Source organism: Streptomyces sp. Edi4 (assembly GCF_040253615.1).
Taxonomy (GTDB): domain Bacteria; phylum Actinomycetota; class Actinomycetes; order Streptomycetales; family Streptomycetaceae; genus Streptomyces.
Genome location: NZ_JBEJGY010000004.1, coordinates 6,140,877 through 6,167,232 on the forward strand (window position 1 = coordinate 6,140,877; position 26,356 = coordinate 6,167,232).

The 26,356-nt window shown below is 72.5% G+C and carries 19 protein-coding genes; 13 read left to right on the forward strand and 6 right to left on the reverse strand.

The window, feature by feature from the left end:
• Positions 1–53 precede the first annotated feature (53 nt).
• Positions 54–1,556 (forward strand): GTPase HflX, encoded by a 1,503-nt coding sequence (gene hflX, locus ABR738_RS29925; RefSeq protein WP_350233046.1) that lies wholly within the window; start codon positions 54–56, stop codon positions 1,554–1,556.
• A gap of 102 nt (positions 1,557–1,658) precedes the next feature.
• On the opposite strand, the gene ABR738_RS29930 is transcribed toward hflX, so the two are convergent.
• Complete coding sequence (locus ABR738_RS29930) at positions 1,659–2,822, reverse strand: trypsin-like serine peptidase (RefSeq protein ID WP_350233047.1); 1,164 nt, start codon at positions 2,820–2,822, stop codon at positions 1,659–1,661.
• 173 nt (positions 2,823–2,995) lie between these two features.
• A complete protein-coding gene (locus ABR738_RS29935; RefSeq protein ID WP_350233048.1) occupies positions 2,996–4,219 on the reverse strand; it encodes a trypsin-like serine peptidase in 1,224 nt (407 codons plus the stop codon).
• A gap of 337 nt (positions 4,220–4,556) precedes the next feature.
• Here ABR738_RS29935 and ABR738_RS29940 point away from each other — a divergent pair, with 337 nt between their 5' ends.
• The 5 genes from ABR738_RS29940 to ABR738_RS29960 all read left to right on the forward strand — a co-directional run bounded on the left by ABR738_RS29940 (position 4,557) and on the right by ABR738_RS29960 (position 12,903).
• Positions 4,557–5,978 carry a diaminobutyrate--2-oxoglutarate transaminase family protein gene (locus ABR738_RS29940; protein ID WP_350233049.1) on the forward strand — a complete coding sequence of 474 codons (1,422 nt, stop codon included), beginning with the start codon at positions 4,557–4,559 and terminating at the stop codon, positions 5,976–5,978.
• 149 nt (positions 5,979–6,127) lie between these two features.
• Entirely contained in the window at positions 6,128–7,999 is a 1,872-nt protein-coding gene (locus tag ABR738_RS29945; RefSeq protein WP_350233050.1) for an IucA/IucC family protein, read from the forward strand.
• A 30-nt stretch (positions 8,000–8,029) separates the two neighbouring features.
• Entirely contained in the window at positions 8,030–8,788 is a 759-nt protein-coding gene (locus ABR738_RS29950; RefSeq protein ID WP_350233051.1) for a GNAT family N-acetyltransferase, read from the forward strand.
• A 187-nt stretch (positions 8,789–8,975) separates the two neighbouring features.
• Positions 8,976–10,895, forward strand: coding sequence for an IucA/IucC family protein (locus ABR738_RS29955; RefSeq protein ID WP_502964253.1), 1,920 nt, complete (start codon positions 8,976–8,978; stop codon positions 10,893–10,895).
• A gap of 37 nt (positions 10,896–10,932) precedes the next feature.
• Positions 10,933–12,903 (forward strand): ATP-dependent DNA helicase, encoded by a 1,971-nt coding sequence (locus ABR738_RS29960; protein ID WP_350233053.1) that lies wholly within the window; start codon positions 10,933–10,935, stop codon positions 12,901–12,903.
• A 149-nt stretch (positions 12,904–13,052) separates the two neighbouring features.
• Here the strand turns inward: ABR738_RS29960 and lexA are convergent, their stop codons facing one another.
• Entirely contained in the window at positions 13,053–13,844 is a 792-nt protein-coding gene (gene lexA, locus ABR738_RS29965) for a transcriptional repressor LexA (RefSeq protein ID WP_350233054.1), read from the reverse strand.
• Between the two features lie 642 nt (positions 13,845–14,486).
• Here lexA and nrdR point away from each other — a divergent pair.
• Complete coding sequence (nrdR, locus tag ABR738_RS29970) at positions 14,487–15,008, forward strand: transcriptional regulator NrdR (protein WP_350233055.1); 522 nt, start codon at positions 14,487–14,489, stop codon at positions 15,006–15,008.
• A gap of 154 nt (positions 15,009–15,162) precedes the next feature.
• Positions 15,163–18,066, forward strand: a complete 2,904-nt coding sequence (locus ABR738_RS29975; RefSeq protein WP_350233056.1) for a vitamin B12-dependent ribonucleotide reductase — start codon at positions 15,163–15,165, stop codon at positions 18,064–18,066.
• Positions 18,067–18,206: 140 nt separating this feature from the next.
• On the opposite strand, the gene ABR738_RS29980 is transcribed toward ABR738_RS29975, so the two are convergent.
• Positions 18,207–18,737, reverse strand: coding sequence for a TerD family protein (locus ABR738_RS29980; RefSeq protein WP_350233057.1), 531 nt, complete (start codon positions 18,735–18,737; stop codon positions 18,207–18,209).
• 196 nt (positions 18,738–18,933) lie between these two features.
• Here ABR738_RS29980 and ABR738_RS29985 point away from each other — a divergent pair, with 196 nt between their 5' ends.
• The 5 genes from ABR738_RS29985 to ABR738_RS30005 all read left to right on the forward strand — a co-directional run bounded on the left by ABR738_RS29985 (position 18,934) and on the right by ABR738_RS30005 (position 22,876).
• On the forward strand, positions 18,934–19,539 hold the full coding sequence (locus ABR738_RS29985; protein WP_350233058.1) for a YdbC family protein: 606 nt from the start codon (positions 18,934–18,936) through the stop codon (positions 19,537–19,539).
• Between the two features lie 89 nt (positions 19,540–19,628).
• Entirely contained in the window at positions 19,629–20,288 is a 660-nt protein-coding gene (locus tag ABR738_RS29990; RefSeq protein ID WP_350233059.1) for a histidine phosphatase family protein, read from the forward strand.
• Positions 20,289–20,300: 12 nt separating this feature from the next.
• On the forward strand, positions 20,301–21,221 hold the full coding sequence (locus tag ABR738_RS29995; protein ID WP_350233060.1) for an ADP-ribosylglycohydrolase family protein: 921 nt from the start codon (positions 20,301–20,303) through the stop codon (positions 21,219–21,221).
• Positions 21,222–21,319: 98 nt separating this feature from the next.
• Complete coding sequence (rnhB, locus tag ABR738_RS30000) at positions 21,320–22,030, forward strand: ribonuclease HII (RefSeq protein ID WP_350233061.1); 711 nt, start codon at positions 21,320–21,322, stop codon at positions 22,028–22,030.
• A gap of 222 nt (positions 22,031–22,252) precedes the next feature.
• Positions 22,253–22,876 carry a hypothetical protein gene (locus tag ABR738_RS30005; RefSeq protein WP_350233062.1) on the forward strand — a complete coding sequence of 208 codons (624 nt, stop codon included), beginning with the start codon at positions 22,253–22,255 and terminating at the stop codon, positions 22,874–22,876.
• 266 nt (positions 22,877–23,142) lie between these two features.
• Here the strand turns inward: ABR738_RS30005 and ABR738_RS30010 are convergent, their stop codons facing one another.
• The gene (locus ABR738_RS30010) at positions 23,143–23,787 is read right to left on the reverse strand and encodes a hypothetical protein (protein ID WP_350233063.1); all 645 of its coding nucleotides are present in this window, start codon (positions 23,785–23,787) and stop codon (positions 23,143–23,145) included.
• A 218-nt stretch (positions 23,788–24,005) separates the two neighbouring features.
• On the reverse strand, positions 24,006–26,177 hold the full coding sequence (locus ABR738_RS30015) for a RecQ family ATP-dependent DNA helicase (protein WP_350233064.1): 2,172 nt from the start codon (positions 26,175–26,177) through the stop codon (positions 24,006–24,008).
• Between the last annotated feature and the right edge of the window lie 179 nt (positions 26,178–26,356).

A 26,356-nucleotide genomic window follows, 5' to 3' on the forward strand; every position in this document is an offset into this window, starting at 1 on the left:
CGGATTTCCCTCAGGATCTTCCGGTCCGCGATTCCAACGACGTAAAGGATCCAATGACCTCCTCTTCATCCCCTTCCCAGGACGAGCAGAGCTTCGCGGAGACCCACCGCACCGAGAGCCTTCGGGCCGATGCCCTGATGGAAGAGGACGTCGCCTGGAGCCACGAGATCGACGGGGCACGGGACGGCGATCAGTTCGACCGCTCCGAGCGGGCCGCGCTGCGCCGCGTGGCGGGCCTGTCCACCGAGCTCGAAGACGTCACCGAGGTCGAGTACCGCCAGCTGCGTCTGGAGCGCGTGGTGCTGGTCGGCGTCTGGACGACGGGCACCCTTCAGGACGCGGAGAACTCGCTGGCCGAGCTCGCGGCTCTCGCCGAGACGGCGGGCGCCCTCGTGCTGGACGGCGTCTACCAGCGCCGTGACAAGCCCGACCCGGCCACCTACATCGGTTCCGGCAAGGCCCAGGAGCTGCGGGACATCGTCCTGGAGAGCGGCGCGGACACGGTGGTGTGCGACGGTGAGCTGAGCCCCGGCCAGCTGATCCATCTCGAAGACGTCGTCAAGGTCAAGGTGGTCGACCGGACCGCGCTGATCCTCGACATCTTCGCCCAGCACGCCAAGTCCCGTGAGGGCAAGGCGCAGGTCTCCCTCGCGCAGATGCAGTACATGCTGCCGCGCCTGCGCGGCTGGGGTCAGTCGCTGTCGCGTCAGATGGGCGGCGGCGGGTCCAGCGGTGGCGGCGGCATGGCCACCCGCGGTCCCGGTGAGACCAAGATCGAGACGGACCGTCGGCGGATCCGCGAGAAGATGGCGAAGATGCGCCGTGAGATCGCGGAGATGAAGACGGGCCGCGAGATCAAGCGCCAGGAGCGGCGCCGCAACAAGGTGCCCTCGGTCGCCATCGCCGGGTACACCAACGCCGGAAAGTCCTCGCTGCTCAACCGCCTCACGGGCGCGGGCGTGCTGGTGGAGAACGCGCTGTTCGCCACCCTCGACCCGACCGTGCGCCGGGCCGAGACGCCCAGCGGGCGGCTGTACACGCTGGCCGACACCGTCGGGTTCGTCCGGCACCTGCCGCACCACCTCGTCGAGGCGTTCCGCTCCACCATGGAGGAGGTCGGGGACTCCGATCTGATCCTGCACGTGGTGGACGGCTCGCACCCGGCGCCGGAGGAGCAGCTGGCCGCCGTGCGCGAGGTCATCCGCGACGTGGGCGCCGTCAACGTGCCCGAGATCGTGGTGATCAACAAGGCGGACGCGGCGGATCCGGTCGTGCTCCAGCGGCTGCTGCGGATCGAGCGGCACTCCATCGCTGTCTCGGCGCGCACCGGTGAGGGCATGGCGGAACTGCTCGCGCTCATCGACAGCGAACTGCCGCGTCCTTCGATCGAGATCGAGGCGCTGGTGCCGTACACGCAGGGGCAGTTGGTCGCACGGGCGCACGCCGAGGGCGAGGTGATCTCCGAGGAGCACGTGGCGGAGGGCACCGTCCTCAAGGCCCGGGTGCACGAGGTGCTGGCCGCGGAGTTCGCTCCCTATGTACCGGCCGCGCACTGAGCGTTCGTCCCCAGGACAGCTACGCGACAAGGGCCCGCCCCCTCGGCCAAGAGGGGGCGGGCCCTCGCGTTGTGCGGGGCCGCGCGGGGTGCGCGCGAGGTGTTACCTGCCGCCGTACTTCGCGCTCATCGCGTCGAAGAGCGCTTTGGCTCCGGCGCCGAGCTGGGGTCCGGCCAGCCAGCCCGAAGTGACCGGCCCGATCGAGGTGTTGGAGACCAGCTGATCCTTGCCGTCGGGGCCGTTCATGAACCAGCCGCCGCCGGACGAGCCGCCCGTCATGGTGCAGCCGATGCGGTACATGGGGGGCGTGCCCGGGCTGATGGAGAGTTGCCCGGGGCGGTCGACGCACTTGAACATCTGAAGGCCGTCATAGGGCGGCGCCGCCGGGTAGCCCCAGGCGCCCATCGCGCCGACCGTCTTGGCCTGCGGAGCGGAGAAGTTGACGCTCAGCGCGTTGCCGACCGTCTCTTCGAGGGACTTGGTGCCGTTCTCCGGCTTGACGTGCAGGACCGCGTAGTCGTACGGGGCGCCGGTGCCGCCGGTCGGGCCGCCGTCGTTGATCCACTCGTTGGAGGTCGAGGCCCAGTCGGCCCAGTAGACACCGTAGGGCGCGATCTGCTGCGGTTTGGCGTTGTTCAGCGCCGCAGCCGACTTGCCCTGGTCGTTGTAGGAGGGAACGAAGGCGATGTTGCGGTACCAGCCGCCGGAGCCGCCCTGGTGGACGCAGTGCCCGGCGGTCCACACCATGTTGGACTTGCCGGGGTGGGCCGGGTCCTTCACGACGGTGCCCGAGCACACCATGGAGCCCTCGGGGGAGTCGAAGAAGACCTTGCCGACCGGGGCCGCGTACTGGTGGTAGGGCAGCTTCTCCTGGGCGGCCCTGACCGGCGCGGGCTCGGGGTCGGAGGCACCGGTGCCGCCGGTGGCGTCGCCGGCCGCCATGGTCTTCTGCGGGTCCTTGGCCGACTTCATCCGGTCCGGCTTCCACAGTCCGTCGATCACCGGGTTGACGAAGTCCTTGGCCTCGCGCAGCCAGGTGCCCTTGTCCCAGTTCTTCCAGCCGCCGTCCTTCCACTTGTCCAGCACCACGCCGTGCTTCTTGAGGGCGTCGGCCAGGCCCGAGGGCGCGCTCGCGCCGCCCTTGGCCGAGGCGGAGGCGGACGGCTTGCTGTCGGCGTCGCTGTCGCCCGGACCGCACGCGGTGGCGGTCAGCGCGATGGCCGCCGCGAGACCGGAAGCGGTCAGCAGCGGACGTATGGATCGCATGAAAACGATTCCCCCTGATGAGCCTGCCCGTCGAGGCAGGTTTTGCCATGTACTTGTCAGCGCGATGGGCGCGGGTGTACGCCGCCGCCCCACCGCGCGGCCCCCTACTATGCCCGCTCGGCACGAGGGGGACGAACGGGGGCCCCGACGTTCACAGGACCCCCGCAACAGGCTCAGTGACCGGCGTACTTGCCGCTCACCGAGTCGTACACGCCCTTGGCCTCCTTGCCCAGGCGCGGACCGGCGAGCCAGCCCGCCGTGACCGGGCCGATGGAGGTGTTGGAGACGAGCGAGGGCTTGCCGCCCGAACCAGTGGCGATCCAGCCGCCGCCGGAGGACCCGCCGGTCATGGTGCAGCCCAGGCGATACATCGTCGGCAGGCTCGCGTCGAGGGAGAGCCGGCCCGGCCTGTCCTTGCACTGGAACAGCTTCTGGCCGTCATAGGGAGGCGCCGCCGGGTACCCGTTGGCCGTCATGGAGGCGATCTTCGGCACGGCCGGGGCGTTGAAGTCCACCGGCAGCGCCCCGCCGACGGTCTCCTCCAGGGACTTGCCGTTTGAACCCTTCTCCGGCGTCACATGCAGCACCGCGAAGTCGTACGGAGCGCCCTGCCCGCCCGTCGGGCCTCCGCCCTCGATCCACTGCTGCGACGTCTGCGCCCAGTCGGCCCAGTAGACGCCGTACGGCGCGATCTGCTGCTTGGTCGCCTTTTGCAGCTGCGAGGTCGCCAGGTCGGTGTTGTTGTACGAGGGGACGAAGGCGATGTTGCGGTACCAGCCGCCCTTGGCGCCCGCGTGCACGCAGTGCCCGGCGGTCCACACCAGGTTCGACTTGCCCGGATGCGCCGGATCCTGCACGACCGTCGCCGAGCACACCATCGAGCCCTCGGGGCTGTCGAAGAAGAGCTTGCCGAGCTCCGGCAGACTCTGGTGGTACGGAGCCTTCACGGCGGCCGCCTTGACGGGCGCGGGCGCCGGGTCCGTCACCCCCTTGTCGCCGGAGATGTCGTTGGGGACGGTCTTCTCCGGGGGCTTGTCCGCCTTGCGCATCCGGTCCGGGTCCCACAGGCCCTGGATGATCGGGTTGACGTAGTCCTTCGCCTCACGGAGCCACTTGTCCTTGTCCCAGTTCCTCCACTCGCCGTTCTTCCACTTGTCCGGGTCGATCCCATGCTTCTTCAGCTGTTGTCTGACGTCATCGGGAATCTGAAACTTGTCAGTGCCACCCGAGGCCGCCGACGCCGACGGCTTGCTGTCGGCGCTCGAATCGCCGGGCCCGCACGCGGTGGCGGTCAGCGCGAGCGCGGCCGTGAGACCGAGCGCGGGTGCCACGGGAAAGCCCCCGCGGCGTGTGCTCCTCCCCGTGCCCTCGGCGCTGGACGGGCGTGTCGGTCGCATCTGGAATTCCCCCTGGGACTTCGGTGTCAAAGCGTCTTCGTTGGCTGAACTCGCGCGCGCCGCCGCCGTGGACGGCGCCGCGACACGGCCCCCCACTATGCCGGGGCCCGGACGGACGGCACGCGGCAGGGGCCGCCATCGCCTTGCTTGCCGCCCCGCCCGGCCGCCCGGGTAAGGCCAACCTTGCCCACCGGCAAGGAACTTCGCTTCAGGCCGTGATCCCGCGCCGCCGGCGTCGTTGGTACGTACGGGGGACATCAGGACAGCGTTCAGCGTGGGCGTACGCATCGCGCGACGGACGCGCCACAGAACCGTCACAGCGGGAGGACCAGCAGTCGTGGCCGTGACCGAACCAGCCCCGGCGGCGCCGCCGGGCGCTCATGAGGCAATCCTGCGCAGGCAGTCCCTGCGGGAGTCGGCGGCCCGCACCTACGCCCGTTCGCTGCCCATCGTGCCCGTGCGGGCGCGCGGGCTCACGATCGAGGGCGCCGACGGACGGCGCTATCTGGACTGCCTCTCGGGCGCCGGCACGCTCGCGCTCGGCCACAACCACCCCGTCGTGCTCGAAGCGATCCGCACCGTCCTCGACTCGGGCGCGCCCCTGCACGTCCTCGACCTCGCCACACCGGTCAAGGACGCCTTCATCACCGAGCTCTTCGCCACCCTGCCGCGCCAACTCGCCGAGCACGGAAGGATCCAGTTCTGCGGGCCGGCCGGCACCGACGCCGTCGAGGCCGCGCTGAAACTCGTGCGCACCGCGACCGGACGCACCGGCATGCTCGCCTTCACCGGCGCCTACCACGGCATGACCGCGGGCGCCCTCGCCGTCTCCGGCGGCGGCCGCGAGGCGGGCGTGACCCGCCTTCCCTACCCGCACAACTACCGCTGCCCGTACGGAATCGGCGGTGAACGCGGCGCCGAACTCGCGGCCCGCTGGACCGAGAGCCTGCTCGACGACCCCAAGGGCGGTCTGCCCGCGCCGGCCGGGATGATCCTCGAACCGGTCCAGGGCGAGGGCGGGGTGATCCCGACGCCCGACGCCTGGCTGCGCCGGATGCGGGAGATCACCGAGCGGCGCTCCATCCCGCTGATCGCCGACGAGGTGCAGACGGGCGTCGGCCGCACCGGCGCCTTCTGGGCGGTCGAGCACAGCGGCGTGGTGCCCGACGTGATGGTGCTCTCCAAGGCCATCGGCGGCTCCCTGCCCCTGGCCGTGATCGTGTACCGCGACGACCTCGACGTGTGGGAGCCGGGCGCGCACGCCGGCACGTTCCGCGGCAACCAGCTCGCCATGGCGGCCGGCGCCGCCACCCTCGCCCACGTCCGCGAGAACCGCCTCGCCGACCGCGCGGCCGTCCTCGGCGCCCGCATGCTCGGCCAGTTGCAGGGGCTCGCCGCCGACCACCCCTGCATCGGCGACGTACGCGGCCGCGGCCTGATGATCGGCGTCGAACTCGTCGACCCCGAGCGCGAGGACCTGAGTTCGGGCGGCCCGCCGCCGCCCGCGCCGGAACTCGCGGCGGCCGTGCAGCGCGCGTGCCTGCGGCGCGGGCTCATCGTCGAACTCGGCGGCCGCCACTCCAGCGTGGTGCGGCTGCTGCCCCCGCTCACCCTCACCGACGAACAGGCCGTGGCGGTCCTGGACCGCCTCGCCGACGCCGTGGCCGCGGTCTCCCGCGCACCGCACGCGCGCGTCAAAGCGGTGGCCGGCGCCGGGCCCGGCGCGCACCACCGGGGCGAAACCGGACCACCCCACTGAACCAGGACCACACCGGCTGTCCCCCCCGAACAAGGACCGGACTCCCCGCTCGCCCGACTCGCCCCCCCCGCGCCCCCCCTCCCCATGCGCCCCCCGCTTCGTCTCCCTGAACCAGGACCACGCTCCACGAACACCCGAGGAACGCCCCCGTGAATCCCACCCCCGCACCCGACGCGCACGAGGCCGACGGCCCCGCCACCGCCCCCTGCGGCCCCGTGGCGGCCGAGCCGACGACGGTGCCGCGCCAGAAGGCCGGGATCCACGGCGAACGACTGACCGCGCACCGCGACCCGGACCCGCTCGACGCCGCCGACCCCGCCGCCGCGGCCGAAGCGGCCGCCGTGGAGAACCTGCTGCGCTGCTGGGTGCGCGAGAACGACCTGGCCGCGCCCGACGGCATGGTCCTGCGCATCCCGCTCCCCGCCAGCGCCACCGCGCTGCTCGTACCCGTGCCCTACTGGTCGGCCACCGGCTGGCACCGCTTCGGCCGGCCCGCCCTGCAAGGAGCGCCCCCCGACGCGCCGCCCGTCGACGCCGTCACCCTCGCGGCCCTGCTGGGGCGCGAGGCGGGCCAGAGCGAAGGCGCCGACCTGGTGGGACGCGTCGCCGACTCGGTGCGCCGCACGGCGTGGTTCATCGCCGACCGGCGCGCCCACCCCGCGCCGCCCCCCGAAGCCGACCTCTTCCTCACCGCCGAGCAGTCCCTGCTCCTTGGCCACCCCCTGCACCCCACCCCCAAGAGCCGCGAGGGCCTGTCCGACACCGAAGTACGCCGCTACTCACCCGAGTTGTGCGGCTCCTTCCCGCTGCGCTGGCTGGCCGTCGACGCCTCCGTGCTGGCCTCGGACTCGGCCTGGACGGAGAGCGGCCGCACGGTCAGCGCCCCCGACCTGACGCGCCGGCTCGCCGGCCCCGGCCTCGAACTTCCGCCCGGCAGCGCCGCGTTGCCCCTGCACCCCTGGCAGGCCCGCGACATCGTCGAGCGCCCCGCCGTCGCAGCCCTGCTCGACGCCGGACTGCTGCGTGAGCTCGGTCCGCACGGCGGCCCCTGGTACCCCACCTCCTCCGTCCGCACCGTGCACCGCCCCGGCGCCGACGCCATGCTCAAACTGTCGCTCGGCGTCCGCATCACCAACTCCCGCCGGGAAAACCTCCGCAAGGAACTCCACCGGGGCGTGGAGGTCCACCGTCTGCTGCGGGCCGGGCTCGGCGAACAGTGGCAGGCCGCCCACCCCTGCTTCGACATCGTCCGCGACCCGGCCTGGCTCGCGGTCGACACCCCGAACGGCGAGGCGCTGGCGGGGCTCGACGTCATGATCCGCCACAACCCCTTCGCGTACGGCGACGACGCCGTCTGCCTCGCCGCGCTCACCGCCCCCAGGCCCATGCCGGGCCGTAGCGGCACGCACTCGCGCCTGGCCGACGTGATGGGCCGGCTCGCCGCCCGCACCGGACGGCCCACCACGGCGGTCTGCGCCGAGTGGTTCCTGCGCTACCTCGACCACGTGGTGCGCCCGCTGCTGTGGCTGGACGGCACGGCGGGCATCGCCCTCGAGGCCCACCAGCAGAACACGCTGGTCCTGCTCGATCCCGACGGCTGGCCCGCCGGCGGCCGCTACCGCGACAACCAGGGCTACTACTTCCGCGAGTCGCACCGCGCCGACCTGGAGCGCCGCCTGCCGGGCATCGGCGCCACCAGCGACACCTTCGTCCCCGACGCCGTGACCGACGAACGCTTCGCCTACTACCTCGGCGTCAACAACATCCTCGGTCTCATCGGCGCCTTCGGCGCGCAGCACCTCGCCGACGAACGTGTCCTGCTCGCCGCCCTGCGCCAGTTCCTCGCCGGTTCGGCGGGCCTCGGCTCGCCGCTGCCCGGCCAGCTGCTCGGCGGCGCGACGCTGCGCTGCAAGGCCAATCTGCTGACCCGGCTGCACGGCCTCGACGAACTCGTCGGCCCGGTCGACACCCAGTCCGTCTACGTCACCATCGCCAACCCCCTTCACATCAGCGGCACTTGACCCCTACGAACTGCTGAGAGGAGCGTCGCCGTGCCTCCCACCGATGCGAGCACCGACGCCGACGCCGGCCCGGCCCCCCAACCGGCAGGGGCGGCCGAGGACACCCTGGACCTGCAACTGCCCGACGGCCTGCTGTCCCTGCTCGCTGAGCCGGCCGCCGAGCCCGGCCCCCCGGGCCCGGGCGACAGCGACTCCGCCGCCGGCCGCCCGGTGGGACAGGACCTCCTCGATTCCCCCGGCGACTGGGCGCCGGCCACCACCGCGCTCGGGCAGTTCCGTCTCCTGCCCGTGACACCCGAACGCGATCTCGCCCTGCTCACCCGGTGGATGAACGACCCCGCCGTGGCCGCCTTCTGGGAGCTGGCGGGACCCGAGCACGTCACCGCCGCCCATCTGCGCCGCCAACTGGACGGCGACGGCCGCAGCGTGCCCTGCCTCGGCGTACTCGGCCGGACCCCCATGAGCTACTGGGAGATCTACCGGGCCGACCTGGACCCGCTGGCCCGCCACTATCCGGCCCGCCCCCACGACACCGGCATCCATCTGCTGATCGGGGGCGTCGTCGATCGCGGCCGCGGTGTCGGCACCACCCTGCTCCGAGCCGTCGCCGACCTGGTCCTCGACCACCGCCCGCAGTGCCCCCGGGTGATCGCCGAACCCGATCTGCGCAACACCCCCTCCGTCTCCGCGTTCCTCAGCGCCGGCTTCCGCTTCCACGCGGAGGTCGACCTTCCCGACAAGCGCGCCGCCCTGATGGTCCGCGACCGCGCGCTCAGGAACCTGCTGTGAACGCCCCGCCGCTTCGCATACCCCCTGCCACGCACCGGTTTGACCCCGAGGAGTCCTTGTGCCGAACCCTCCTTCCCCCCATGACTCCCACGGCCTCCTCGACCCGAAAGCCCCGCCCGCGCTGCTGGCCCCGCCCGAGCTGAACCGCGAGGCGTGGGACCGCGCGGGACAGCTGCTCCTCGCGAAGATGATCGGCGCCTTCGCGTACGAGGAGATCGTGAAACCAACGGTAGGGCCCGCCACTGACAATCCCCATCCGACCGGGAAAACGGCGGCTCACTACGGGTTCACGCTGGACGACGGCAGCACGCTGGCCTTCGTCGCGCGGCGCGGAGCCTACGGAGGCTGGCAGGTGGAGCCCGACTCCGTACGCCACCTCCCGCAGCCGGCCGAGCCGCCCGCATCCGGCACGGGACAGGCGGCAGCGGGCCCGGGGCTCACGGGACAGGCGGCAGCGGGCCCGGGGCTCACGGGACAGGCGGCAGCGGGCCCGGGGCTCACGGGACAGGCGGCAGCGGGCCCGGGGCTGCGGACCGCATGCCCCGGGGGGAGCGCCGCGCCGCCCGGTGGCCGGGCCCTCACCGATCCGCTGCGTTTTCTCGCGCTCGCCCGCCGTACCCTCGGCATCGACGGGGCCACCTTCGGCCACCTCGTACGGGAGCTGTCCGCCACCCTGGCCGCCGACACCCGGTTGCAGAGCACGGCGCTGCCCGCCGCGCGCCTGGCCGACCTCGGCTACGCGGAGCTGGAGGGGCACCAGAGCGGGCACCCGTGGCTGGTGCTCAACAAGGGCCGGCTCGGCTTCTCCGCCGACGACGCCGCCCGGTGGAGCCCGGAGGCCCGCATCCCGGCCCGGCTGCCCTGGATCGCGGTCCGTACCGACCTGGCCGGCTACCGGGGCGTCAAGGCCCTGGCCACGCCCGATCGCCTCTACGCGCGCGAGCTCGACGCCCCCGTCCGCGCCGCCTTCGCCGCCGCGCTGCGTGCCCGGGCCCTCGACCCGGAGGCGTATCTGTATCTGCCCGTGCACCCCTGGCAGTGGACGGAGATGATCCTTCCGCTCTTCGCCCCCGCCGTCGCCGACAACGCCATCGTGCCGCTGCCCACCGACGGCGACGTGCGCCTTCCCCAGCAGTCCATCCGCACCTTCCTCAACCTGTCGAGCCCCGAGCGCCACACGGTGAAGCTGCCGCTGTCCATCCTCAACACCCTGGTCTGGCGCGGACTGCCCACCGAGCGCACCGTGGCCGCGCCCGCCGTCACCTCCTGGGTCCAGGGCCTGTGCGAGAGGGACCCCTTTCTGCGCGAGGAGTGCCGGGTCATCCTGCTCGGCGAGGTCGCGTCGGTGGCCGTGGAGCACCCGGTCTACGACCGCATCGGTGAAGTGCCCTACCAATACAAGGAGTTGCTGGGGGCGATCTGGCGCGAGCCGCTGCCGCCGAAGCTCGCGGCGGGTGAACGCGCCCGCACCCTGGCGGCGCTGCTGCACACCGACGCCGACGGACGGGCCTTCACCGCCGAACTCGTCACCCGTTCGGGTCTGGCGCCCCGGGTGTGGCTGCGGCATCTGTTCGCCGCCATGCTGCCGCCGCTGCTGCGCTTCCTGTACCGGTACGGAACCGTCTTCTCGCCGCACGGCGAGAACGCCATCGTCGTCTTCGACGACCAGGACGTGCCCGTCCGTCTGGCGATCAAGGACTTCGTCGACGACATCAATGTGAGCGCCGAGCACCTGCCCGAACACGAATCGATGCCCGAGGACGTGCGGAAGGTCCTGCTCACCGAGGCGCCCGACTTCCTCACGCAGTTCATTCACGCGGGGCTGTTCGTCGGGGTCTACCGGTTCCTCGCCGTGCTGTGCGAGGACCAACTCGGGGTCGCGGAAGGCGACTTCTGGGCCCTGGTGCGCGAGGAGATCCTGCGCTACCAGGCGCGTTTCCCCGGGGACAAGGACCGCTACGAGACCTTCGACCTGCTCGCCCCCCGCATCGAACGACTCTGTCTGAACCGCAACCGCCTGCACACCGACGGCTACCGCGACCGCTCGGAGCGGCCGCACGCCACCGTGCACGGCACCGTGGCGAACCCGCTCGCACCCGCTGGGTGACCCGGTTGTCAGTGCTGAGCCTTAGGCTGGTCCGGCTATGACGAAGCCTTCACTCCCCGAGCTCCTGCACGCCGCCGTCACCGCCGTCGGCGGCGTGGAGCGCCCTGGCCAGGTCGCGATGGCCACGGCCGTCGCCGACGCTGTCGACGACGCCTCCCACCTGCTGGTCCAGGCCGGGACGGGCACCGGAAAGTCCCTCGGCTATCTGGTGCCGGCGCTCGCGCACGGAGAGCGCGTGGTGATCGCCACGGCCACGCTCGCCCTCCAGCGCCAGCTCGTGGAGCGCGACCTGCCGCGCACGGTGGAGGCGTTGCAGCCGCTGCTGCGGCGCCGCCCGCAGTTCGCCATGCTCAAGGGCCGCTCGAACTATCTGTGCCTGCACCGCCTGCACGAGGGCGCCCCGCAGGACGAGGACGAGGGCCTGTTCGACCAGTTCGAGGCGGCCGCGCCCACCAGCAAGCTGGGCCAGGACCTCCTGAGGATGCGGGACTGGGCGGACGAGACGGAGACCGGTGACCGTGACGCACTGACCCCGGGCGTCTCGGACCGGGCCTGGAGCCAGGTGTCGGTGTCCTCGCGTGAGTGCCTGGGCGCCTCGAAGTGCGCGTACGGGGCGGAGTGCTTCGCCGAGATGGCCCGCGAGCGCGCCAAGCTCTCCGACGTGGTCGTCACCAATCACGCGCTGCTCGCCATCGACGCGATCGAGGGCGCCCCGGTGCTACCGCAGCACGAGGTGCTGATCGTCGACGAGGCGCACGAGCTGGTCTCCCGGGTCACCGGCGTCGCCACCGGTGAGCTCACCCCGGGGCAGGTCAGCCGGACCGTGCGGCGCAGCGCCAAGCTCGTCAACGAGAAGGTCGCCGATCAGCTCCAGACCGCGGCGGAGGGTTTCGAGCGGGTCATGGAGCTGGCGCTGCCCGGCCGCCTCGAGGAGGTTCCCGAAGATCTCGGTTACGCGCTCATGGCGCTGCGCGACGCCGCCCGCGAGGTGATCTCGGCGCTCGGCTCGACCCGCGACAAGTCCGTCCAGGACGAGGACGCGGTGCGCAAGCAGGCCCTGGCCATGCTGGAGACGGTGCACGGCGTGGCCGAGCGCATCACGAACGGCTCCGAGTGGGACGTCGTCTGGTACGAGCGGCACGACCGTTTCGGCGCGTCGCTGCGGGTGGCTCCGCTGTCGGTGTCGGGGCTGCTCAGGGAGAAGCTGTTCGCGGACCGCTCGGTGGTCTTGACGTCGGCCACCTTGAAGCTCGGCGGCGACTTCAACGGGGTGGGCGCCTCCCTGGGCCTGTCTCCCGAGGGCATGGGTGACGAGGACGCACCGCGGTGGAAGGGCCTCGACGTCGGCTCGCCGTTCGACTATCCCAAGCAGGGCATCCTGTATGTCGCCAGGCATCTGGCGACGCCGGGCCGGGAGGGCTCGCGCGGCGACATGATGGACGAGCTGGCCGAACTCGTCGAGGCGGCCGGGGGCCGCACGCTCGGCCTGTTCTCCTCGATGCGGGCCGCCCAGGCCGCCGCGGAGGAGCTGCGCGGGCGTCTGGACCACCCGATCCTGTTGCAGGGCGAGGAGACGCTGGGCGAGCTGATCAAGACGTTCGCCGCCGACCCGAAGACATGTCTGTTCGGCACGCTGTCGCTGTGGCAGGGCGTCGATGTGCCCGGGCCGAGCTGCCAGCTGGTGGTCATGGACCGCATCCCGTTCCCGCGTCCGGACGATCCGCTGATGAGCGCCCGGCAAAAAGCGGTGGAGGAGGCCGGCGGCAATGGCTTCATGGCGGTCGCGGCCACGCATGCCGCGCTCCTGATGGCACAGGGCGCGGGCCGTCTCGTGCGGGCGACCGGGGACCGGGGTGTGGTGGCGGTGCTCGATCCGCGTCTGGCCAACGCCCGGTACGGCAGCTATCTGCGGGCCTCGCTGCCCGGCTTCTGGTACACCACGGACCGTAATCAGGCCCGGCGCTCGCTCGCGGCGATCGACGCGGCGGCGCGGGCGGACGGCAAGTAGGGCGACGGCAAGTAAAGCGACGGCGGGGAGCGCGGCGGCGGGGGTGGGCCCGCGCGGGCGGCGGGTGTCGCGCGCGCCCCGGGGTGACATGGCGGGACCCCGGGACCGGCGCAGGAGGTCCCGGGGCCCGGTCGAAGCCGGCGGTGGGGTCAGACCCGCCGGAGCACCGCCACCACCTTGCCCAGGATGGTCGCGTCGTCGCCGGGAATCGGCTGGTAGGCGGCGTTGTGCGGGAGCAGCCAGATGTGGTTGTCCTCGCGCTTGAAGCGCTTGACCGTGGCCTCGCCGTCGAGCATCGCCGCGACGATGTCGCCGTTCTCGGCGACGGGCTGGCGGCGGACGGTGACCCAGTCGCCGTCACAGATGGCGGCTTCGATCATCGAATCGCCGACGACCTTCAGGACGAAGAGCTCGCCGTCGCCGACCAGCTGGCGGGGCAGCGGGAAGACGTCCTCGACGGACTCCTCGGCGAGGATCGGGCCACCGGCCGCGATGCGGCCCACCAGCGGCACGTAGGACGCGGCGGGCTTGCCCGCGGTGTCGGTGGGCTGGCTGCTCGGCTGGTCGGAGCCGCGGACCTCGTACGCGCGCGGGCGGTGCGGGTCGCGGCGCAGGAAGCCCTTGCGTTCGAGGGCCATCAGCTGGTGGGCGACGGACGAGGTGCTGGAGAGGCCGACGGCCTGACCGATCTCCCGCATCGACGGCGGATAGCCACGGCGCTGCACGGAGTCCCGGATGACTTCGATGACCCGCCGCTGCCGGTCGGTGAGCCCGGAGCTGTCCGCCCTGATGCCTGGAGGCCTGCCGGGCAGGGAGCGTGCGGGCCGTGCGGCGTCCGCCCCCTGGTTCGTGACTGCGTCATTCATGGCATGCACCGGCTCAAGTCGGGTCTGGGAGCGGTCCTGGGCAGTGATGGTGGCACTGTCTGCGGTCGTGGTCACGTCGGCGGCCCCTCTCGAATGTGGTCTCCCTAGCTGGACAACGGTAGTTGCTTTCGAAAGGTTGCGCCAAACACACGTTCGAGTGAAAAATCGCGGATTACGCTACGTGGCCCTGGGGCTGGGTGTATGTGCGAGTCCCGACCGGGGGCCCGTCGAACGGCATCCGGACCATGTGCGGGCCACTCGCGGGCCGTCGCGGCAGCCTTCACGGGCGGGCCGGGCCGGACCGGACCGCGCCAGGCCGGACGCCGTATGGTCACGCCCCCGCCCGGGGCCGGGCCGCACCGGGCCGGGCGCCGTACGGTCACGCCCCCGCGCGCCGCCCGCGACGGCGTGGCGCCGCCGGTCAGTCTGTCATCCGACACCCCGGGATCCACCGGCGCGACGCGCTTCCCGTAATCTCTTGCGCGGCCGGGCCCCGCCGCGCCGGCCGCGCCCCCTGGGCGACACGCGGACGCGCCGGATCGGCGGCAAAAACCCGAGATCCACTAGATCTAGTGGTTGGATTGGTGCGGCCGCCCAGAAGTTGTGGTCCATGGTCCGCTGCGACCCTGGTCATCGCCTATGCTTGGGGTCGCTTCGCGGGCGGATTCCTGGCCCACCGAGGCTATTCAGTCGTGCTGTGAAGGAGGCTTGGGAACCATGCACTGCCCCTTCTGCAGGCACCCCGACAGCCGTGTCGTCGACAGTCGGACGACCGACGACGGCACGTCGATCCGCCGGCGCCGTCAGTGCCCCGACTGCTCCCGTCGCTTCACGACGGTGGAGACGGCCTCGCTGATGGTCATCAAGCGGTCGGGCGTGACCGAGCCCTTCAGCCGCACCAAGGTCATCTCGGGTGTCCGCAAGGCGTGCCAGGGGCGGCCCGTCACGGAGGACGCCCTCGCCAAGCTCGGCCAGCGGGTCGAGGAGGCGGTGCGCGCCACCGGCAGCGCCGAGCTGACCACGCACGACGTGGGGCTTGCCATACTCGGCCCGTTGCAGGAGCTCGACCTCGTCGCGTACCTGCGCTTCGCGTCCGTATACCGGGCGTTCGACACCCTCGAGGACTTCGAGGCCGCCATCGCGGAGCTCCGCGAGCAGCGGCCCCCCGGGGAGCCATCAGACACGTGCGCGGCCGGCGCGACCCCCGAGGTCCCCGTCCCCGCCACCGCCGCCGACTGACCGCGGCGGCCCGCAGGGGCCCGCGGTCGCCGATCGGCGGCATCCAGAACCTGCCAGGGGTGCGCTCTGCCGCGCCCCTGGCATCAGACAGACACCGTGCCCTGGGAACATTCAGGCACTTTTGGGCGTTTTTGCCCGCGTATGGGAGGCGGCAATGACAGAGACGGCGAGCGGCCCGGCACGAGGCTCCCGAGCCAAGGGATCCAAGGCCACCAAGGGGCTGCGCATCGAGCGCATCCACACCACCCCCGGCGTGCATCCGTACGACGAGGTGGCCTGGGAGCGCCGTGACGTCGTCATGACCAACTGGCGCGACGGCTCGGTCAACTTCGAGCAGCGTGGCGTCGAGTTCCCCGACTTCTGGTCGGTGAACGCGGTCAACATCGTCACCAGCAAGTACTTCCGCGGGGCCGTCGGCACCCCGCAGCGCGAGACCGGTCTCAAGCAGCTCATCGACCGGATCGTGAAGACCTACACGAAGGCCGGCGAGGAGTACGGGTACTTCGCCTCGCCCGCCGACGCCGAGATCTTCGAGCACGAGCTGGCGTACGCCCTTCTGCACCAGATCTTCAGCTTCAACTCGCCGGTGTGGTTCAACGTCGGCACGCCCCAGCCGCAGCAGGTCTCGGCCTGCTTCATCCTGGCCGTCGACGACTCCATGGAGTCGATCCTCGACTGGTACAAGGAAGAGGGCATGATCTTCAAGGGCGGCTCCGGCGCCGGCCTGAACCTCTCCCGCATCCGCTCCTCCAAGGAGCTCCTGTCCTCCGGCGGCAACGCCTCGGGCCCGGTCTCCTTCATGCGCGGCGCCGACGCCTCGGCCGGCACCATCAAGTCCGGCGGTGCGACCCGCCGCGCGGCCAAGATGGTCATCCTCGACGTCGACCACCCCGACATCGAGAACTTCATCGAGACCAAGGTGAAGGAGGAGGAGAAGATCCGCGCGCTGCGCGACGCGGGCTTCGACATGGACCTGGGCGGCGACGACATCACGTCCGTCCAGTACCAGAACGCCAACAACTCGGTGCGCGTGAACGACGCGTTCATGAAGGCCGTCGAGCAGGGCGGGAAGTTCGGCCTGACCTCGCGCATGACCGGCGAGGTCATCGAGGAGGTCGACGCCAAGTCCCTCTTCCGCAAGATGGCCGAGGCGGCCTGGGCCTGCGCCGACCCGGGCATCCAGTACGACGACACCATCAACCACTGGCACACCTGCCCCGAGTCCGGCCGCATCAACGGCTCGAACCCGTGCAGCGAGTACATGCACCTGGACAACACGTCCTGCAACCTCGCGTCCCTGAACCTGATGAAGTTCCTCAAGGACGACGGCCTGGGCAACCAGTCCTTCGAGGTCGAGCGCTTCGCCAAGGTCGTCGAGCTGGTCATCACCGCGATGGACATCTCGATCTGCTTCGCGGACTTCCCGACGCAGAAGATCGGCGAGAACACCCGCGCCTTCCGCCAGCTCGGCATCGGCTACGCCAACCTCGGCGCCCTGCTGATGGCGACGGGCCACGCCTACGACTCCGACGGCGGCCGCGCGCTCGCCGGTGCCATCACCTCCCTGATGACCGGCACCTCCTACAAGCGTTCCGCCGAGCTCGCCGCGGTCGTCGGCCCCTACGACGGCTACGCCCGCAACGCCGAGCCCCACCAGCGCGTGATGAAGCAGCACGCCGACGCCAATGCCGTCGCCGTCCACGTCGACGACCTGGACAACCCGATCTGGGCCGCCGCCACGGAGGCCTGGCAGGACGTGATCCGGCTCGGCGCGAAGAACGGTTTCCGCAACGCGCAGGCCTCGGTCATCGCGCCCACCGGCACCATCGGTCTCGCGATGTCCTGCGACACCACCGGCCTTGAGCCCGACCTCGCCCTGGTCAAGTTCAAGAAGCTGGTCGGCGGCGGCTCGATGCAGATCGTCAACGGCACGGTTCCGCAGGCGCTGCGCCGCCTCGGCTACCAGGAGGAGGCGATCGAGGCGATCGTCGCCCACATCGCCGAGAACGGGAACGTCATCGACGCCCCGGGCCTGAAGCCCGAGCACTACGAGGTCTTCGACTGCGCCATGGGTGAGCGCTCCATCTCCGCGATGGGCCACGTCCGCATGATGGCGGCGATCCAGCCGTGGATCTCGGGCGCCCTGTCCAAGACGGTCAACCTGCCCGAGACCGCCACGGTCGAGGACGTCGAAGAGGTCTACTTCGAGGCGTGGAAGATGGGCGTCAAGGCGCTCGCCATCTACCGTGACAACTGCAAGGTGGGCCAGCCCCTCTCCGCCAAGACCAAGACGGTCAAGGACGGCGAGAAGGAGGCGGTCACCGCCAAGGCCGAGGACACCATCCGCGCCGCGGTCGAGAAGGTCGTCGAGTACCGTCCGGTCCGCAAGCGCCTGCCCAAGGGCCGCCCGGGGATCACCACCTCCTTCACGGTCGGTGGCGCCGAGGGCTACATGACGGCCAACTCCTACCCGGACGACGGTCTGGGCGAGGTCTTCCTGAAGATGTCCAAGCAGGGCTCGACCCTCGCGGGCATGATGGACGCCTTCTCCATCGCCGTCTCGGTCGGCCTCCAGTACGGCGTGCCGCTGGAGACGTACGTCTCGAAGTTCACCAACATGCGCTTCGAGCCGGCCGGCATGACGGACGACCCGGACGTGCGGATGGCACAGTCGATCGTCGACTACATCTTCCGCCGCCTGGCGCTGGACTTCCTCCCCTTCGAGACGCGCTCCGCGCTCGGCATCCACTCCGCCGAGGAGCGCCAGCGCCACCTCGACACCGGTTCCTACGAGCCGGCGATGGAGGACGACGAGCTGGACGTGGAGAGCCTGGCCCAGTCCGCGCCGCGCCAGAGCGAGCCCCTGAAGGCCGTCGCGACGCCGAAGCCGGCCGCCGCCGAGGCCCCCAGGGTCGCGCACAACTCGGCGGAGCTCGTCGAGATGCAGCTCGGCGTCAGCGCCGACGCGCCGCTGTGCTTCTCCTGCGGTACGAAGATGCAGCGGGCCGGTTCCTGCTACATCTGCGAGGGCTGCGGCTCCACCAGCGGCTGCAGCTGACGGCGGGGGCCTTCCCGCCGCCACGGCAACGTGGTGGGCGCGAGGGCCCCGGCCGGCCGATGGGTCACCCGAAGGGCGCCGACGTCAGGTCGGCGCCCTTCGGGCCGTTCGCGTGCGGGCCGTTCGCGTTGGGGCCGGGGTCAGGCGGGTGGGGCGCCCATGGCGGTGATGAAGGCGTCCGGGGGCAGGGCGAAGCCCCGGACGTCCTCGCGAAACCGCCAGGCACCCGTGTCGTCCCGGGTGAACTCCGCGACCGTCGCCGCCATCGAGGCGGCCACCGAGGACAGGTCGTGCCGGGACAGCTCCGTGTGGCCCTCGCGGATCCGTACCCCCGGGCCCGCCACATCGCCGAAGACGCGGTGGCCCGCGTTCTGCTGGATCACCACCCCGACCACCACACGGCTGTGCCCGGCCGCCATGCGCGACAGCTCGATGGTCATGACCTCGTCGTAGCCGAGGCCCTGGCCGGTGCGGCTGTCGCGGTCCAGATGGATCGTGCCGTCGGGGGAGCGGCTGTCGAAGGCGACCTGATGGGCGGGCGGCCCATAGGGGGCGTTCGCCGCGTAGACGCACGCGACCACGTCCAGGTCGTGGGGCGGGGAGCCGAGCGGGCTCGGATCCCAGCGCAGTGCCACCTCGACCGTGCCGAGCCCTTTGCCGATGCCGCTCATCGCCCACCCTCCCCGGAGCTGCCACCCCGCCGACCCCCATGCTCCCACGCCCCATGTGGCCCACGTCCAGGCCCTGTTGGCGCCGGCCGCGCGATGAGCGGCCCGCTCCGGCGCGCGCCGGGCGGTGGATCCGGTGCGCCGGACGTACGCCGTCGGAGTGCGACCGGGGCGCTACGGCGCGCCGTACGATGGGCCGGTGCTGGTCAAATGGATTCGCTGCACCGTGGTGGACCGCCGCGGTTTCGAGCGGGGGCAGCGGAAATGGGCGGGGTTACTGGGTGAGCCCGGTTTCCGGGGGCAGGCCGGCGGCTGGAGCCGCGCACGGCCGGACGTGGCCCATGTCTTCGGTTTCTGGGAGAGCCGGGCGTTCTACGACTCCTTCATGGCGCGGGCGCACGACGGGCTCGCGGCGGCCCAGTCGGGTACGTACAAGGACATCGAGTGCAAGCTGTTCGGCCACCGCTTCGACATCAAGACCGGCTTCGAGCCGCACTTCGCGGACGCGGACGTGGTCCGGCTCGCGCACTGCACGGTGCGCGAGGAACGGGTCGAGCACTTCGCGCTGATGCAGCAGAAGGTGTGGAACCCCGCGATGGCGGGCTCGCCGGGCATGGTGCGCGGGGTGTTCGCCGAGGCGCCGGGCCATGAGTTCCTGGTGCTCTCGATGTGGCGCTCGGCCGCCGAGCACGGCAAGTACCGGGCCGAGCGCGTGGAGCGGCTGTCGCTGCTGGCGCAGACCGAGAGCGACATCACGGCCCTGAGCGGGGACGTCGTCGAGCTCGACCCGCAGTGGACCGTCTGAGACGCCCCGCCGCGCGCCCTGGCCCCGGCTACGCCGGACGGAGGCCGCACAGTCGCTCGAAAGGTGAGCGGGCGATCTAGGGTTTGACCATGGCAAGACCACGTCGCATCGTCCTCGTCCGGCACGGCGAGTCGCAGGGCAACGCCGACGACACCGTGTACGAGCGCGAGCCCGACCACGCCCTCAGGCTCACCGCGGCCGGGGTGCGCCAGGCCGAGGCGACGGGGGAGCGGCTGCGCGCGCTGTTCGGCGACGAGGGCGTGAGCGTGTATGTGTCGCCCTACCGGCGCACCCACGAGACGTTCCAGGCGTTCGGTCTCGCGCCGGAGCGGGTGCGGGTGCGCGAGGAGCCCCGGCTGCGCGAGCAGGACTGGGGAAACTGGCAGGACCGGGACGACGTCAAGCTCCAGAAGGCCTACCGGGACGCCTACGGCCACTTCTTCTACCGCTTCGCCCAGGGCGAGTCGGGGGCCGACGTCTATGACCGGGTGGGGGCGTTCCTGGAGAGCCTCTACCGCAGCTTCGAAGCGCCGGACCACCCGCCCAATGTGCTTCTGGTGACGCACGGGCTCACCATGCGGCTGTTCTGCATGCGCTGGTTCCACTGGACGGTGGCGGACTTCGAGTCGCTGTCCAACCCGGGCAACGCCGAGACCAGGACCCTGCTGCTCGGGGCGGACGGCCGGTACGCGCTGGACCGGCCCTTTCAGCGGTGGCGCGCCCCCGAACCGTATGGCGTCACCGGATAGAGTGGCCGTGCGATGACAGCTGACTCCGCCACCGAATCACTCGACCCGCGTTACGCGCGCGCCCTGGCCAGCCTGCGCGGGCTGTCCGTCGGCGACGCGCTGGGCTCCCAGTTCTTCGTCCCCGTCAACTACCCCCGCCTCAAGCGCCGGGAACTGCCCGAAGGCCGCTGGCAGTGGACCGACGACACCGAGATGGCCTGCTCGGTGCTGGCCGTGCTCCTTTCGCACGGCCGGATCGACCAGGACGCGCTGGCCTGGTCCTTCGCTCAGCATCACGACTTCGACCGGGGCTACGGTCCCGCCGTCAACCGCATGCTGCGGCTCGTGCGGGAGGGCGGGGACTGGCGGGAGCTGGCCTCCGCGCTCTTCAAGGGGCAGGGCTCCTGGGGCAACGGCTCGGCCATGCGCATCGCGCCGCTCGGCGCCTGGTACGCGGGCGATCCCGAGCAGGCCACGCACCAGGCCGAGATCTCCTCCTACACCACCCACCAGCACCGCGAGGCCGTCGTCGGCGCCATGGCCGTCGCGGCGGCCGCCGCGCTCGTGGCGTCCCCCCAGGGGCCGCCCGGGCCGGCCGCCCTGCTGGACGCGGTGATCGCACTCGTGCCGCGCAGCGCCGTGGGCGCCGGGCTGCGCCGGGCCCGCGACATGCTCGATTACGACGACGCGACGACGGTGGCGGCGGTGCTCGGCTCCGGCCGGCGCACCAGCGCGCACGACACGGTGCCCTTCGCGCTGTGGTCGGCGGCGCGCGGACTCGGTGACTACGAGCGGGCGTTCTGGACGACCGCGCAGGTGGGCGGAGACGTCGACACGACCTGCGCGATCGTGGGCGGCGTGGTCGCGGCCGGTGCGGCGAGCGCGCCCCCGGCCCGCTGGCTGGAGCGCACCGAGGCCCTCCCGGCCTGGGTCACCGACGCTGCGGCCCACTGACCGCGCCCGGCGCCGAGCCGGCGGATCCGGGGCCGTGCGCCCCTGGGCATGACCTGGGTGTCGCGGGCCGTCGGCGGCGGCGTAATGTTGCAGACGCCATGCCGTACGAACCACCCACCCACAGCGTCGAGCGCTCGATCCGCGCCACCACCGGAGCCAAGGTCGTCGCCGGTGTCGACGAAGTCGGACGCGGGGCGTGGGCCGGTCCCGTCACGGTGTGCGCCGCCATCACGGGCCTTCGCCGCCCGCCCGCCGGGCTGACCGACTCCAAACTGATCAGCCCCAAGCGCCGGGGCGAGCTCGCCGCGATACTGCATGGCTGGGTCACCGCGTACGCGCTGGGCGACGCCTCCCCGCAGGAGATCGACGAACTGGGCATGACCGCCGCGCTGCGCCTCGCCGCCGTGCGGGCCCTCGACGCGCTGCCGGTGCGGCCGGACGCGGTGATCCTGGACGGGAAGCACGACTATCTCGGGCTTCCCTGGCAGGTCCGTACGGTGATCAAGGGTGACCAGTCCTGCGTGGCGGTCTCGGCCGCCTCGGTGATCGCCAAGGTGGCCAGGGACGCGATGATGGCCCAACTGGCGGGCGCCCAGGGGGAGTACGCGGGGTTCGGCTTCGCCGAGAACGCCGGTTATCCCTCGCCCGTGCACAAGGCGGCCCTCGCGGAGCTGGGGCCCACGCCCTATCACCGGCTGTCCTGGTCCTACCTGGACGGACTGCCGCGCTGGCGGCACCTGAAGAAGACGCGGCTCTCCCCGGAGGCGGCCGCACTCGAAAGCGGGGGACAGCTCGGCTTCGATTTCTGACCCGGACCACGGCCGATTTCCGGAAGTTCTCGGTCCGTTTTCCGTAAGGCGTTTCCCCGGCTGCCGGAGTTTTCCGGTCCGTTTCGCGGGAGCGGGCAAGTCCCGGGCGGCATCCCGAAATCCCTGGACTTCCCCGCCCAGTTGAGGGGAGACTCCGCCCCGATCGCACCTTTGTGCCACCCGCCGATGACGTGTTCACCGGCATTTGATAGACATCCATTCATGCCTCTCATCCCCGAGGAGCCTCAGATTCACGAGAGTGCCCAGGGTCCCCGCGTCACCCCGGCCGCCGGCCGCACCGCGCAGACCCCTCGCCCCGTACCCGGTCCGCGTCCCGCGGCCGCACCGCGTCCCGGACGTCCGGGCCCCGGCCCGGCCCGGCCCGCGCCCCCCGCGCAGCGCACGCACCCTTCCGCCGCGCAGACCCCGCCGTCCGGGCCGCCGAGCCCGGCCGGCCCCCAGATCCAGCTGATCCCGGCTCCGGCCGCCGGCGCGCTCGACGCGGCCGGCGAAGCGGTGGACCTGCTGCTCGACACCGGCCGCGCGCCGGGCGACATCCTGGTCCTGACCACGGGTGAGACCCACCCGTGGGCCGCGCACGAGCTGTCCTTCGGCGAGGACGCCTACTGGGCTCAGCACGACGCCCGTGACGACGTCTTCTACGCCGACGCGGCCGACCTGGCCCGGGCCTCGGCCCGACCGGTGGTCGTCGTGGCCGCCAACGCCGAGGGAGACGACGGCGTCGTCGGCCGCGCGCTGGCGCTCGCGCGCGAGCGCGCCGAGACGCTGCTCATCGTGTGCGGCGACCCGCAGCAGGTCAACTCGGCGCTCGGCGCCGGAGTCTGAGGCTCCCGCCCGCGTCCCGGCCGCCGCACGCGAACGCCGGACACGCGGGCCGGGCGCGCGGGCCGGGTCCCGGCGGGCCCTGCGGTCAGCGCCGGTGGCGCGGGGGCCTGCGGTCGGCGTCAGGCACAAGGCCCGTGGTCAGCGCCGGGGCGCGAGGCCCGCGGTCAGCGCCGGGGCGCAAAGGCCCCCCGGTCAGCGCCGGTGGCACAAGGGCCCGGCCCGGCCGTCCGTGGCGGTGGCCGGGCCGGGCCCCGGTGTCGGGCGCTTCAGCGTGCCGCCGCGCGCCCGTGCGGATCGAGGGCGCCGCTCGACCGGCGCGGTGCGGGCAGCCCCGCGCGTCCCCCGGCGGCGCCGAGGCGCGGCCGGGCCAGGACGGGGGAGCTGGGGCTGCGCCCCGCGCGGCCCTCGCCCAGCACCTGCCAGCCGCCATCCGTCAGCGTGATGTACGCGCCGCAGCGCAGCCCGTGCAGGGTGCAGGCGTCGCGCAGCCCCCACATCCTGGCGCCGTCCTGCGGCGTCCAGCGTTCGTCGCCCTCGCGGCAGTACAGCAGCACCGCGGTACGCACCGGGGTGCGGCGGCGCAGATCGTGCGGGACCACCCGGCGCAACTGCGCGAGCAGCGCGTTGCGGAACTCCCAGCCGTCGGCCGACGCCGCGCGCGGCGCGAACGAGGCGCTGGCGGCGAGCCGTTCCCCGGGGCCCAGGACGGCGACGATCGCCGTGCCGGGCGTGGGCCGGTGCAGCGGGAACAGGGCGCCGACGACGTCACGGGGACTGCGCAGCAGCGGAATGCCGGCCGCGGCCCACTCGGCGGGTTCGAGCAGTCGGGCGTGGCGGTCGGCGGAGCCGGCGGAAAGGGAGCTGGAGAGCGCTGGCGAAGCCGTGGACGGAGCGAGTCCGAAGGTCGTCACGGTCCTCCCTTCGAAAGACGCGCCTCGGCGCGCGGGCCGGGGCGAAGGCGGCCGCGCGCCAGGGCGCGGCCCGTGCACAGCGGGCGGTTCCGGTCAGGCGCGAGCCCCCCCCGCGCGCCGTCCCGTGGCCGGCCGGCGCGACGCGGTGAGAGCCGCCGTCCCGATCCACGGGCCCGCTCTCTATCCCTGCCCCGGCGCGCCCCCCGCCATCCCTTTCCTCACGCCTGGACGGCGAGGACCAGCGGAAACACGCCTTTCGCGCCCGAGCGCCGCACCAGGCGCGCCGCCACCGCCATCGTCCAGCCCGTGTCGCAGGCGTCGTCGACGAGCAGCACCGGTCCCTCGGCCTCGGCGAGCGCGGCCGCCAGCTCTGGGGGCACGGTGAACGCCTGGTGCAGGGCGCGCACCCGCTGGGCGCTGTTGGACTGCGCGATCGCCTCGCCCGCCGGGCCCTCGGCGTAGGCGAGCGAGCCGAGCAGCGGCATCCGTCCGATCTCGGCGATCCTGGCGCCGAGGGACGAGACGAGCGCGGGCCGGGCCCGGGAGGGCAGCGTCACCACCCCCACCGGCCGGGCCGGCGCGTCAGCGGCCCCCGAGGCCCAGCCGCCCCGGCCCTTGGCCCAGTCGGCGAGCACGCTCACCACGGCCTGGACCACATCGTCGGGCACCGGCCCGTCGGGGGCGCCCGGCGCGAGCATCGGGCGCAGCCGGTTGCCCCAGCCGATGTCCGAAAGGCGGCCCAACGCCCGCCCGGGGAAGGCCAGTTCGCCTGCCGGGATGCGGCCCTTCAGGTCGATGCCGATGGCCGCGAGACCGGTGGGCCACATCTTGCGGGGCTCCACCTCGACGCCGGGCCGGCTCAGCTCGCCCCGGGCCTGCTCCAGGGCGGCGCCGGACACATCGGCGGTGAAGCGGACCCCCGCGCAGTTGTCGCAGCGCCCGCACGGCGCCGCCTGCTCGTCGTCCAGCTGACGGCGCAGGAACTCCATGCGGCAGCCCGTCGTCGCGGCGTAGTCCCGCATGGCCTGCTGCTCGGCGGAGCGCTGGCGCGCCACCCACGCGTACCGCTCGCTGTCGTACACCCACGGCTCGCCCGTGCTGGTCCAGCCGCCCTTGACGCGGTGCACCGCGCCGTCCACGTCCAGCACCTTGAGCATCGTTTCGAGCCGGGTGCGGCGCAGCTCCACCAGGGGTTCGAGGGCGGGCAGCGACAGGGGGCGGCCGGCCTGCGCCAGCACGTCCAGGGTGCGCCGGACCTGCTCCTCGGGCGGGAAGGCCACCGACGCGAAGTACTTCCAGATCGCCTCGTCCTCGCGGCCCGGCAGCAGCAGCACCTCCGCGTGCGCCACGCCACGGCCGGCGCGGCCGACCTGCTGGTAGTAGGCGATGGGCGAGGAGGGCGAGCCGAGATGGACCACGAAGCCGAGGTCGGGCTTGTCGAAGCCCATGCCGAGCGCGGAGGTGGCGACGAGCGCCTTGACGCGGTTGGCGAGCAGATCGTCCTCGGCCTGCTGGCGGTCGGCGTTCTCCGTCCTACCGGTGTAGGAGGCGACCGGGTGGCCCCGGCGGCGCAGACAGGCGGTGATCTCCTCGGCCGCCGCGACGGTCAGCGTGTAGATGATCCCCGAGCCCGGCAGCTCGTCGAGATGGTCGGCGAGCCAGGCCAGGCGGTGCGCCGCGTCGGGCAGCGCCAGCACGTTCAGGCTCAGGCTCTCGCGGTCCAGGGGACCGCGCAGCACCAGCGCGTCCGACCCGGCCCCCGTGCCCAGCTGCTCGGCCACGTCCGCCGTCACCCGGGCGTTGGCGGTGGCGGTGGTCGCGAGCACCGGGACGAGCGGCGGCAGTTCGGCCAGCATCGTGCGCAGCCGGCGGTAGTCGGGCCGGAAGTCGTGGCCCCAGTCGGAGATGCAGTGCGCCTCGTCGACCACCAGCAGGCCCGTCGCCGCGGACAGCTTCGGCAGCACGTTGTCCCGGAAATCGGGGTTGTTCAGGCGCTCGGGGGAGACCAGCAGCACATCCACCGCGCCCGCGGCGACCTCCTCCTGGACGGTGTCCCACTCCTCGGGGTTGGCCGAGTTGATGGTGCGGGCGGTGATGCCCGCGCGGGCGGCCGCCTCGACCTGGTTGCGCATCAGGGCGAGCAGCGGCGAGACGATCACCGTGGGGCCCGCGCCGCGCGACCGCAGCAGCGCCGTCGCCACGAAGTACACCGCGGACTTGCCCCAGCCGGTGCGCTGCACGACGAGCGCCCGCCGCTTGTCGGCCACCAGTGCCTCGATCGCCCGCCACTGGTCCTCGCGCAGCCGCGCGGTGCCCGTGGCGTCCCCGACGAGACGGGCCAGGACCGCATCGGCCTCGGTACGCAGTTGCGCGTTGCTCGTGTGCTCCATGCCCCCATACAACAGGACGGGTCGGACAAGCGCGGTACGCCGCCGGGCCCGCTGGGCCGTCCGCGCAGGTCAGAGCGGCACCACGGGCTCCGCCCACCCTGTGGACAACCGGCTTGAAAGCAGCTTGAGAACGGCTTGAGGCACCCACGCGAAGCTCCCTGGCGTCACCCGGATTCCGA

What these genes read in the sequence shown, in the direction of transcription:
- ABR738_RS29955 (WP_502964253.1), top strand. Translation starts at nt 8,976, where the DNA reads ATGATCGGCGCCTTCGCGTACGAGGAGATCGTGAAACCAACGGTAGGG.
- ABR738_RS29935 (WP_350233048.1), bottom strand. Translation starts at nt 4,219, where the DNA reads ATGCGACCGACACGCCCGTCCAGCGCCGAGGGCACGGGGAGGAGCACA.
- ABR738_RS29980 (WP_350233057.1), bottom strand. Translation starts at nt 18,737, where the DNA reads ATGAGCGGCATCGGCAAAGGGCTCGGCACGGTCGAGGTGGCACTGCGC.
- hflX (WP_350233046.1), top strand. Translation starts at nt 54, where the DNA reads ATGACCTCCTCTTCATCCCCTTCCCAGGACGAGCAGAGCTTCGCGGAG.
- ABR738_RS30005 (WP_350233062.1), top strand. Translation starts at nt 22,253, where the DNA reads ATGCCTCTCATCCCCGAGGAGCCTCAGATTCACGAGAGTGCCCAGGGT.
- ABR738_RS29975 (WP_350233056.1), top strand. Translation starts at nt 15,163, where the DNA reads ATGACAGAGACGGCGAGCGGCCCGGCACGAGGCTCCCGAGCCAAGGGA.
- rnhB (WP_350233061.1), top strand. Translation starts at nt 21,320, where the DNA reads ATGCCGTACGAACCACCCACCCACAGCGTCGAGCGCTCGATCCGCGCC.
- ABR738_RS29930 (WP_350233047.1), bottom strand. Translation starts at nt 2,822, where the DNA reads ATGCGATCCATACGTCCGCTGCTGACCGCTTCCGGTCTCGCGGCGGCC.
- ABR738_RS29960 (WP_350233053.1), top strand. Translation starts at nt 10,933, where the DNA reads ATGACGAAGCCTTCACTCCCCGAGCTCCTGCACGCCGCCGTCACCGCC.
- ABR738_RS30015 (WP_350233064.1), bottom strand. Translation starts at nt 26,177, where the DNA reads ATGGAGCACACGAGCAACGCGCAACTGCGTACCGAGGCCGATGCGGTC.
- ABR738_RS29995 (WP_350233060.1), top strand. Translation starts at nt 20,301, where the DNA reads ATGACAGCTGACTCCGCCACCGAATCACTCGACCCGCGTTACGCGCGC.
- ABR738_RS29990 (WP_350233059.1), top strand. Translation starts at nt 19,629, where the DNA reads ATGGCAAGACCACGTCGCATCGTCCTCGTCCGGCACGGCGAGTCGCAG.
- nrdR (WP_350233055.1), top strand. Translation starts at nt 14,487, where the DNA reads ATGCACTGCCCCTTCTGCAGGCACCCCGACAGCCGTGTCGTCGACAGT.